General features: G+C 36.8%; 2 protein-coding genes and 1 CRISPR repeat array (1 of these 3 cut by a window edge). Of the genes, one reads left to right on the top strand and one right to left on the bottom strand.

The features are described 5' to 3' along the window. Window positions 1–84 precede the first annotated feature (84 nt). Entirely contained in the window at window positions 85–1,626 is a 1,542-nt protein-coding gene (locus ACYVHJ_RS23165; protein WP_460519913.1) for a sulfatase family protein, read from the bottom strand. A 627-nt stretch (window positions 1,627–2,253) separates the two neighbouring features. On the opposite strand from ACYVHJ_RS23165, the gene ACYVHJ_RS23160 reads away from it, so the two are divergent. Continuing rightward, window positions 2,254–11,286 (top strand): amino acid adenylation domain-containing protein, encoded by a 9,033-nt coding sequence (locus tag ACYVHJ_RS23160; RefSeq protein ID WP_460519910.1) that lies wholly within the window; start codon window positions 2,254–2,256, stop codon window positions 11,284–11,286. Window positions 11,287–11,621: 335 nt separating this feature from the next. Beyond that, window positions 11,622–11,887: direct repeats of the CRISPR family, unit length 46 nt; unit sequence GTTGTGAATTGCTTTCAAATTGGTATCTTCATAGGATAATCACAGC (it continues 1,465 nt past the right edge of the window).

Genomic DNA, 11,887 nt, shown 5'->3' with positions numbered 1-11,887 from the left:
AATCAAACCCTTAATTAATCGATCTGGAAATTACCTGTTTAGCTTAAAAGTTAAGTCACCAAAAAGGTAATGCGGCAATTTACTTTATTGAGCTTCATAAGCCCATTTGACTTGCTCCCAAACTTTTGGTCCATCATTGACAAGTGTTGGCCCGGGAGTGCTTCTTCCTTCTTTAATTAAGCTTATCATTTCCTTTTTCAAGTTTAGGGCTACCTGTGGATAATCATTGATCAAATTGATTTGTTCTCCCGGATCCTTGGAAAGGTCAAACAGTTGCATAGCCGGTAATCCTGCGAGTTCCTTTGCAGACCTTGGGGCAGTCCAACCGCCTGATCCGGGCCAGGCCACCAGTTTCCAATTGTCTTTTCTTATGGCGAATCTTCCTTCAATGGAATGATGAATAATGGAAGGTCTTACTTCGGTATCCATGGATCCATTCAACACTTTTAGAAAACTAAAACTATCTTCCCCGGCATTTTCAGGCATTTTTTCATCGAGAATATCCGCGACCGTGGCCATAAAATCTGTGGTACAGATCACTTGATCAGCTGTTCTTCCTCCTTTTATTTTATCCGGCCATTGAACAATAAAAGGTACGCGGTGGCCTCCTTCATAGATATCTGCCTTATGTCCCCTAAAGCCATTGCTAGGATCATGGCCAACTTTGGCCAATTCAGAAAAATTAGCTTTTGGTGAACAGCCATTGTCCGAAGTAAAAATCAGAAGGGTATTGTCAACAATTCCTTTTCTCTCCAGTTCAGCAACAATTTTCCCTACTAGATCATCTACTTGCAAGACAAAGTCTCCATACATATTGGTATTGCTTTTACCCATAAATTCCGTAGTGGGTAAAATGGGCGTATGGGGTGCCGGAAGTGGGAAATATAAGAAAAAAGGTTTATCCTCATTTGCATTCTTGTCGATAAAGTCAACTGCTTTTTCGGTTAAGTTGGACATTACCTGTACATGCTTAAAATCTGCCCCGGTAGGACCTTTTCTCCAAAATCCCTTGTCATCCACATTTACAGTCATCCTTTCCGGTAAAGCGGTAACCTTATCATTTTCAATGTATACATAAGGAGGAATATCCAGCGAGCTGCTGAATCCATAAGCATAAGAAAAGCCTACCTGGTTGGGACCATTTTTAATTGGTTGGGTATAATCCACCTCCAGAATGGTATTCAAATTATCAATGTTTTCATACTCCTGTTCAAATGCCCAGTCCCATCCAAGGTGCCATTTGCCAATAAATCCGGTATGGTATCCGGCCTTTTGCAAAAGCTTTCCAACAGTAAATCGATCGTTGCTGATCAGTGGTGCAGAGTATCCTCCTAAAACACCATTCTTAAGCGTCGATCTCCAATTGTACCTTCCTGTCAGAATTCCATATCGTGTAGGGGTGCAGACAGAAGAGCTAGTATGTGCATCTGTAAACTTTATTCCATTTTCTGCCATTTTATCAAGATGTATGGTTTTAATTTTACCATCAGCATTGTAACAGGAGGCATCACCAATTCCCATATCATCCGCAAGAATATAAACAATATTGGGAGATGCATCAGATTGAGCCCATCCAAGACCAACCAAGCAAAAAAGAAAAAATGTTGAAAGAATAGTAGTTTTCATAAACCGGTTATTTATCTGAATAAGTTGCCCTATTAGAGCCATTAATGTCGCAGACTCCTATTATTGAAGTTATTTTTAAGATAAGTATTAATCAAATGGCATTTTACTGTTTGAAAAACAATGGATTAACTAACTTCACCGAATAGTCTTTAAACCAAGTCCGGCAATTTATTCAAAATGTTAGAGATAAGGAATAAATTTTAATATTTAGCCTATTTTTTTATTCTCAATTTCCAACATAAAAAATATAACGTGCCAGCCCTAATATTTAACTGAAACAAATTTTCAAATTTTGTATGACACATCTGTGAGCTAAAAAAAATTTAAGCGATCTGAACATTGTTAATTCTACGTATATGCTTACTTTAAACAATTATTAATCCAAAAAAAAATGTGTTCCACAAATTAATTAGAAAGTAAATTCATATTTAAATAATTTTATTTTTAATGAAAAATTTAAATATTTATATTAATGTTGTTGTCATATCTGGTTGAAGAACAAAGGAAAAATTAATTTCCTCATAGTATTTTAACAGAGGTATGAATGATCATATTATCATTCAATGAGTAAAACTTGAACCCTACAATTACTTAAAACATGTTTTTTTATGATCAATCCACAAGGAAATGGGAAAAGTATACAATAATAAACCCAAAATAACCAAAAATATAAATCAACCTATCTCTTCCATTTTATCAAATTCAACCTCCTCTTTTGTTTCATCAATAATTTATCCATGCGACAAAACTATTGTAGACCAGTTAGAAGAGGTCATAAGATATTACCCTGAACATATTGCCTTTGTTTTTGAAGAAGATGCCCTTACGTTTCGTGAACTAAATGAAAAATCAAATCAAGTAGCATCCTATTTGGTTAAAAGAGGCATTTCCACCGAAGACCTTGTCCCGTTTTGCATGGAGAAATCCATAGCTATGATGGTAACGATATTTGGCATTCTAAAAACAGGTGCGGCGTATGTCCCTATCGATCCTAACTACCCTTTAGAACGAATTCAGTTTATCCTTGGTGACATTGGTGCAAACCTGTTACTGGTAAACAATTCATTGAACAAAAAATTTAACATCTCTAACACAATAGATCTACTGGAATACGCCTCTTTATCAAGTGAGCCAGTTGAATCATTTATCCCAGAGATTAAGCCCACTCCTGATAACCTTGCTTATGTAATTTATACTTCCGGCTCCACAGGCAATCCAAAAGGAGTAATGGTGCCACACAGGGGTTTGATGGATCATTGTTTTGGTTTGATAGAAAGAGCCAAGCTTAAAGATTGTAAATCCTTCGCTATCACAGCTCCCATTGTTTTTGATGCAGGCCATTCACTGATTCATATCGCTATAATTCAAGCAGCCACTACCCACCATTTGCCTGACCATGTAATTTTAGACAGCGATAAATTCACAGCTTACCTTCAGCATCACAAAATAGACTGTTTAAAAATTGTCCCTTCTCTTTGGTTAAGTCACACAGAAGGAGGTTTAATCCCGGTACCTAAAAGGAAACTGATCTTTGGAGGTGAAAATTTTCCGGTTTCCATCATTTCAATTCTCAGAAAAAGTGATTTTAAAGGCGATGTTTTCAACCATTACGGTCCAACAGAAACTTCAATCGGTAAATGTATTTATAAGGTAGACCTAAATCGCACCTATAGCCAAGTTCCAATTGGTAAGCCCTTCTCAAATACCTTCGTCCTACTTTTGAACAGCAACCTTGAAAAGGTGGATGATGGAGAAGCAGGTGAAATCTATATCGGTGGAGAAGGCATTGCCAGAGGTTATCTCAATCTACCACTCATTACTGCCAAAAGCTTTATTCCAGATTCTATATCAGGAAAGAATGGTGGGTTTTTGTATCGAACAGGGGATTTAGGTAAATCTTCTGAAGACGGAAACCTTCTGTATCTGGGCCGGGTGGATGATCAAGTAAAAATAAATGGATACCGTATAGAACCCGGAGAGATTGAAGCGACCATCTACCAGTTTGAAAACATTAAACAAATTGCCGTTGTGGCAAAAACCAATAAGCAAAAGGTTTCTTTAGCTGCTTATTTTGTACTTGAAAAAGGTAGTCTTGAGGAAGATATTAAGCACAAACTTAAATCAAAACTTCCTGCACATATGATCCCTCAGTATTGGATTCAAATGGAAGAAATGCCTTTGACAATTAATGGTAAAATTAATAAAAAAGCCTTGCCTGAACCAGATTGGACAAGCACCCTGAAAAACAAAAATCCTCCACAAACAAAAACAGAAAAACTTCTTGTAAACCTATGGCAGAAATTTCTGGGTTTGGAGAATATAGGTATAAACGATAACTTTTTTAGCCTAGGAGGTAATTCCTTGCTTGCTATCCGGACCATTGCCGGGATAAAGCAATCACTGGGAAAACGCCTAATGGTAAAGGATTTTTTTAATTCTCCTACCGTATTTGAATTAAGCCGGGTGGTTGATGAAACGAATGATAACTTGCATGAAATAAAACCTGCTAAAGAAGTAAATTTTATCCCACTTTCCTTTAACCAGGAAGCACTTTGGGTAATTCACAATTCAGAGGGAAGCTTACAATACCATTTACCTATGGTTTTCGGTATTTCAGGTGATTTAGACATTAAATCTCTAAAATTAGCCTTTAATGAATTCATAAATCGGCATTTACCTTTAAGAACAGTATTCAAAGCATCCGAAAAAGGGCTTGAACAAAAATTGCTTGATGCTGAATCTTGGAGCATTCAGGAAATCATTTCTAATCAGACTGAAGCTGAAATAGTGAAAGACTGGCCATTCAAGTCCATGACAGAACGGCCTTTTAATATGTCAGAAGATTTTATGATTCGGGTGGCATTGTTTCACATTCAACCAAAAAAATACCTTCTTAGTATTGTAGTTCACCACATCGCCTGGGATGGATGGTCCACATCTTTGTTTAAAAATGAAATAGCTAGTTTATACAATAAAATTAGAAGCGGAAATCAAAAACTTTATCCAAGCTCGGTATTGACTTATGCCGATTTTTCTATCTACCAAAGAAATCTTATAGGAAGTAAATTATACAATGACTCGCTAAAATATTGGCAGCAGCGGCTAAATGGAACAATACCCATCCAACTCCGAACTGACTACCCAAGAACAGCATTATTTTCACCGGCGGGAGCAAGGCATGAATTTATTATTGATAAGGGCATAGTTTCAAAATTAAAAAGTCTGGCCATAGAACGAAATGCTACCCTCTTTATGGTATTGCTAGCTGGTTTCAAGGCATTACTTAAAAGGCATAGTGCTCAGGAGGATATTAGTGTCGGTATTCCTGTGGCAGGAAGAGAACACGAAGGACTAGAAGATTTAATTGGCTTCTTTGTAAATTCCCTTCCTATCCGAACCTATGTGGATGGAAATTTCAGCTTTGATGATTTATTGAATAATGTAAAAACCAATGCCTTAGAAGCTTTTGAACACGGACATGTTCCATTTTCCGAAATAGTAAAACTGTCAGATGACTTTAGAATAACTGGTAGAAATCCTATTTTTCAAGTACTTTTTGTGATGCAGAGCAACGCTTCTCCAGCGCTGAATTTGGATGGTGTGGATACCCAACCAGTAAAAGTCCCTAATCAAACTTCAAGTTTTGAGTTGACACTCGAGATAAAAGAAGATCAAGATCAGCTAATAGCATCGATTGAATACCAAACAGCCCTTTATCGTTCTTCCACTATTTCCCGAATGTCAGGGCATTATATGGCATTGCTCGAGGCCATTACCCTTAACCCAAAAGAAAAAGTTGACAATTTAAACCTACTCAATTTAAAGGAAAGAAATTTCGTATTGGCAGCAAACAATGATTTCGTATTACCAGAGGACCTTAAAGAAAAAACAATTTTAGATTTTATAGAGGAGCAAGTAAAATTATTTCCACAACATATTGCTATCAGTTTTAATGGTTATGAGTTGTCCTATTCAGAATTGGATAAACGAGCCAATAAAGTTGCGAATTTTTTATTGAATAAAGGTGTAGGCCGATGTTCTTTAGTCCCAATTTGCCTGGACAATTCAACGGAGATGATCGTTGGCTTATTAGGCATAATTAAAACAGGTGCTGCATACATCCCTTTAGACCCCACTTTTCCAAGAGATAGAATTAAATTTATTCTCGATGAAATAAAGGCTTCTTGGGTTTTAACGGATAGGGACAATGCACCTATTTTCAAAGAAAATTATCCAAACCTATCTATTCTAACTCTCGACAGCGAACTGAATGGGTTAATTAATGAAAGTTTTGAAAATCCAGGTATAATTATTAACCCTGATGAGCCTGTATACCTCATTTACACGTCTGGCACCACTGGCAAACCTAAAGGAGTGATAATTAGTCACAAAGGTTTGTTTTTATCGACTTTTTCAAGAATTAACTATTATCCTGATAAAATTTCAATCCTGCTATTGCCCTCTTTTTCTTTTGACTCCTCCATTGCAACTATTTTTGGAGCTTTGTCTCAAGGGAGCAAAATCGTTTTAGGAAAATCTGAACAACTTAAAGACCCCGGAGAATTAAAAAAATTACTCAGTCTTACGAATTCAATATTGTGTGTTCCTTCATTTTACAGATTTTTACTTACTGAAAGGTTAATTCCTACCAATCAAATTAAGAGAGTGATTCTTGGAGGCGAGAGAGTGGAGCCCTCTTTATTAGCCCTACACTTTGAGTCAAATAAAGGTGCGGACTTATACAACGAATATGGGCCGACAGAAGCAACTGTTTGGGCTTCCGTTTGTAAATTGACTTCCCCTAAAGCCCCGATAACCATCGGCAAACCAATTCCCCATATCAAGGTATATATTGTAGATGCCTCGGGTAATCTTTGTCCAGTAGGAATTCCGGGAGAATTGTGTATTTCAGGAGCTAGCCTAGCCATTGGCTATTTTAACAATCCAGAAATGACTGCTGCAAGTTTTATTTCTGACCCATTTTCCAAAGGCGGTAGGGATATGCGGATGTACAAAACGGGGGATAAAGCAAGATTACTCAACGATGGAAGCTTAGAGTATTTAGGAAGGTTGGACAATCAAGTAAAATTAAGAGGTTATAGAATTGAACTTGAAGAAATTGAAACGCTTCTTGAAACATTGGATTTTGTTAAAAAAGCAATCGTTTCTGTTATCGGAGTTTTCTCCGAAAACCAAAAATTAGTAGCACACATCCTTACCAATAAAGAAACAGCCTCCCATTCTGAAGACCTACAGACAAGTAAATTAACCTCGCATCTATCGGATAATTTACCCCCGTATATGGTACCGGTCCAATGGGAATTTTTAGATGAAATGCCATTCACTCCTAATGGTAAAATTGACCGAAAAAAACTTTCTCAAATTGAAAGTCGAAAGGTCATTCAATCCAATTGGCATAATGCCGATAATGTCATCGCACAAAAGTTACTAATTATTTGGAGGAAATTATTAAACATAGACCAAATAGCAACCCATGATAATTTCTTTAAAATAGGAGGTAACTCCTTGCTGGCCATTAGACTAATAAACTCGATTAGAGAGGAATTTGATTATGTAATAAAATTTTCAACAATATTCGCTAATCCAACCATAAATCAACTTGCTAAACTTATTGAGGATAGTAATGCTGCATCTTGCTCAGATTTAGAATTTAAGAGCGTGCCTCATGTCAAAGAATACCCGCTTTCTTATAGTCAAGAAAGCATATGGATCACTGACAAATTAGAAGGATCGGTGCATTATCATATTCCCTTATTGTTAAACCTTGAAGGTAAATTGGATGTTGCTTCTCTCGAAAAAGCCCTTCAAGCCATCTATAAGAAGCATGAAATATTACGCACTCAGTTTCATTACAATGGTGAAAAAGTTTACCAAAAAGTAAATGGTTCTGAGCCCTGGAATTTGATGCTAAAAGATGCCTCAAAGGAAGTATGGGACTATAAAACTTTTGAGGAATTTATCCAAGGACAAATCTCGCTACCATTTGACTTGTCAAACGATGCCATGTTTCGTGCACTCCTAATCCAGAAAGGTCCAACACAAAACACCCTGCTATTAGTGTTCCATCACATTGCATTTGACGGATGGTCTATAGGCTTAATAATGGAAGAAATTCATTCATTTTATACCCAACAAAAAAATATTGGCACTATAGATTTTGACCCTTTGCCTTTACAATACGGTGATTATGCGATTTGGCAAAGAGCGCAATTACAAGGTGCTGCATTTGATAATAAAATTGATTATTGGAAGAATAAGCTTAAAGAATTAAAACCCATTGGAATAACTAATTCTAGGGCTGCTATGGATGTTGATTCGACAAATGGCGACACTCAGTCATTCTTAATACCTGCTCAACTCCAAAAATCCGTAGAAGATCTCGCCCATAAAACAGATACAACAATGTACATGGTTTTAATGGCTACTTTTAAAATCTTACTCTACCAATTGTCTCGAAATACTGACATTTGTGTTGGTACTGTAATTGCAGATCGAAATTACCAACACACAGATAAGTTACTGGGGTACTTCATAAATACGCTACCCATTCGATCCCAATTAAACCCTGAAAAGAATTTAATTGACTTTCTATGCGAAGTTAAAACCAATTGCCTTGAAGCATTTGACTATCAAGAGGTCCCTTTTGAGAAAATTGTAGCAGCTGTCCAACCCGAAAGAAAATTAGGCAATAACCCTATTTTTCAAGTAATGTTTTTACTTCAAAACACTTTTAATGATGAGGCCTGGGAAATCGACGATCTTAAAGTCAAAATGCTCCAAAATAAGCAGAAAAGAGCAAAATTTGATCTGTTGTTTACTGTATCTGAAGGAGCTTCAGGTCTTAAAGGTTTGATGGAATACAAAACATCATTATTTAACTCCGCAGAAATAGATAAAATAATCGAAAATTACCTTTATCTATTAGAAACGCTTCTACAGAATCCCTTAGCCCCCTTAGAATCCTTTTCCGGAAATTTGGAGGTTGAAATAAAAGAAGAGACTGAGCAATTTGAAGACGAATTCAAAGATGAATTCAGACCTGTTCAGAAGTTGATAGAATCAGCCACTATAAAATACAGGGATAAAGTTGCAATAATTTCTAAAGATAAATATTGCACCTATGATGAACTGAATGAAACCTCCAATCAATTGGCTGATTTATTATCTCAGCAGCGTATCGGAAGGAATGATATAGTGGGAATTGTAATGGATCGATCCATAGAAATGATTACAGCCATAATGGCGGTATTGAAAGTTGGTGCTGCCTACCTGCCGGTAGACACTGATTTTCCTGATGAGCGGATCAGTTATATGCTCAAGGATGCGGCAAAAGTACATATAACACATACCAAATACAAAGGAAAATTCAAGTCACAGTCCATAGCGATTCTGTGGGAGGAATTCAAAGCCAAGCAGGATAATTTCTCAAAAGAAAACCCATCTCCGAACAATGAAGCCAATGATATGGCTTATATTATTTATACCTCCGGATCTACAGGAAAGCCAAAAGGAGTAATGCTAACCCATGGCAACTTGTATAATTTCCTTAAAACCGTTAGCCATAAACCCGGAATCACGGCCAAAAATAAATTTCTTGCCGTCAGCTCTGCTTCTTTTGACATTGCACTTCTGGAGTTAATATTACCCTTTGTGCACGGGGCTCAAATTGTAATCCTTGATCAATTCGAAAGGAAAGATCCTCGAGTAATTTTACAATATTTGGACCAGAATAAAGCAGACATTATGTTCGCCACTCCCACCCATTGGAAAATGCTTTTGGAAAGTGGCTGGAAATCTCCTGTAGAAAACCTTCAAATAATTAGCGGTGGTGAAGCTTTAAGCAAGGATTTAGCCAGTCAACTATTGCCGTTATGCGATGGGCTCTGGAATATCTATGGCCCTACGGAAACCACAGTTTTCTCCACCATAAAAAAAATAGAAGCCAATCAGCCAATCATTACCATAGGGCGAGAAGTACTGAATACTAAAATTTATCTGCTTGATGAAAATCAAAAGCCAGTACCAAAAGGAAAGGAAGGAGAAATCTACATTTCCGGTAAAGGTGTAGCAAAGGGATACCTTAACCAATCTGAGTTAACCAGTCAAAAATTCTCCAAAGATCCTTTTCAATCGCAATTAGGTATCTGTATGTATAAAACTGGTGACAGAGCAAAATTCCTACCCGATGGGGAAATCCAAATCCTTGGTAGAATTGACAATCAAATCAAATTGAGAGGTCATAGGATTGAGCTTGAGGAAATTGAACAGGCCATAAATGAACTGAATTCAGTCAAAGAAAGTGTGGTTTTATTTAGAAAAACTTCTCGTAATGACATGGGTTTGGTGGCCTACCTCCTACTTAAGGATGATTTGGAGGACAAGTCTAGCAAGAACACAGAAGTAACAAGCACTCAGGTAAAAAGATGGAAAAAAGAACTTTCTTTAAATTTGCCGGTCTATATGATGCCATTTGATTACGTTGTAGTTGATCATTTCCCGCATACAGCCAGTGGGAAAATTGATCGCCTAAAACTTCCTGATCCTGAGCCAATGGTTTTAGATGTTGTTTTACTACCTAATACAGATAAAGAAAAGATAATAGCGGAAATATGGAAGACGGCTTTAGGCTTAAAAAAAATCGATATCACGGATAATTTTTTCGATCTAGGTGGGCATTCATTGATTGCTGTAAAAGTAATGACCCAGATAGAAAAAGAGTTAGGAACACTCCTACCACTATCAATTTTGTTTAAATACCCAACAATACAGCAATTAGGATTATTTTTGGAATCAAATGTGGGTTTAAACAAGGAATGGAAGTCCTTAGTACCTATACAGCCAAAAGGAAAAAAAGACCCAATATACTTAGTGCATGGAGCAGGCTTGAATGTAATGCCATTTCAGACCATTGCAAAATACTTTGACCCGGAGCAACCCATCTACGGCATTCAATCAAAAGGAATGGATGGAGAAAGTCCTGAATTCGAATCCATTGAAGAAATTGCTGCTTCTTATATTGACGAAATAATGCAAAACCACCCCCAAGGAAATATAATTTTGGGAGGCTATTCCATGGGAGGAATTATCGCCTTTGAAATGGCTAAGCAATTGGCGGAGACCAATATATCTGTAAAACACCTCTTTTTACTTGACAGTTTTGCAACTTTTGCCAAAAGTAAAAAAACACCTAAAAATAAGCTTGCTGCTAAACTTTATCGTGAATTGAATAAAAAATTCTTCGACATTAAATTATTATTCCGACATCCCAATATTTTAAGAGATATAAAATCCAGGTCAATTAGCAAAAAAATCAATGGTTTACTTGTCAAGCTTAGGGTAAAAACAAAAAAAATAGATAGTCCTATTATTGAAAGGATAAATAATATCAAAGCCATGCATGTGCTTGCTTGCAAGAATTATTCGCCAGGATTTTATGCGGGAGAGATAGTAATGATAAGGGCTAAAATTCGGACAAAATATTTCTTTGATCCAGAATATTTAGGATGGAAAGGCTGTTCCAAATCCATGCGAGTAATCGATATAGAATGCATACATTCGGACATGTTTACAGCACCAAATGAAAGTGAATTGGCCGCCATTATAAAACAAGTGATTGAGGGAGTTGAAGCGATCGAGTGATAGGGTGACCGTGATGCGGTTGTGAATTGTTTTCAAATTGGATAATCAATGTGGAAATGGTTAATTATCAATTGTTAATTAGGGTCTGAACAGAGCTGAGGGGGAAAAGATTTAGAGTGATCTGTGATAGGGGATCGCTTTACATCACTACATCACCCGATCACCCCATCTTACCCGAAAAGTTGTAAATTATTAATGGTTAATTGTTAATTTCGTTCTACATCAATAAAATCCAGAATGATAAACATACATAAAATTTCTTTCATCCTTTTTAGCCTAGTTATCCTGATTTGTACGTGCGTGCAAGCTATCGTTCAAGACGATACTATAAAGGTGTTGTAAATTGCTTTCAAATTGGTATCTTCATAGGATAATCACAGCTTAGCGATTCGTGGGAAGCTACTCCAGAATGTTGTGAATTGCTTTCAAATTGGTATCTTCATAGGATAATCACAGCTCGGCATTAGGGTGATCACGGAGCCAAGCCTGTTGTGAATTGCTTTCAAATTGGTATCTTCATAGGATAATCACAGCCTGAAGCTGTTCCTGAAGCTGTTCCTGAAGCTTCTTCTGTCTGTTGTGAATTGCTTTCAAATTGGTA

The sequence above is a fragment of the Cyclobacterium sediminis genome, from assembly GCF_054781075.1.
Note: the sequence above shows the minus strand (reverse complement) of the source record. Positions and strands in the feature narration are given on the sequence as shown.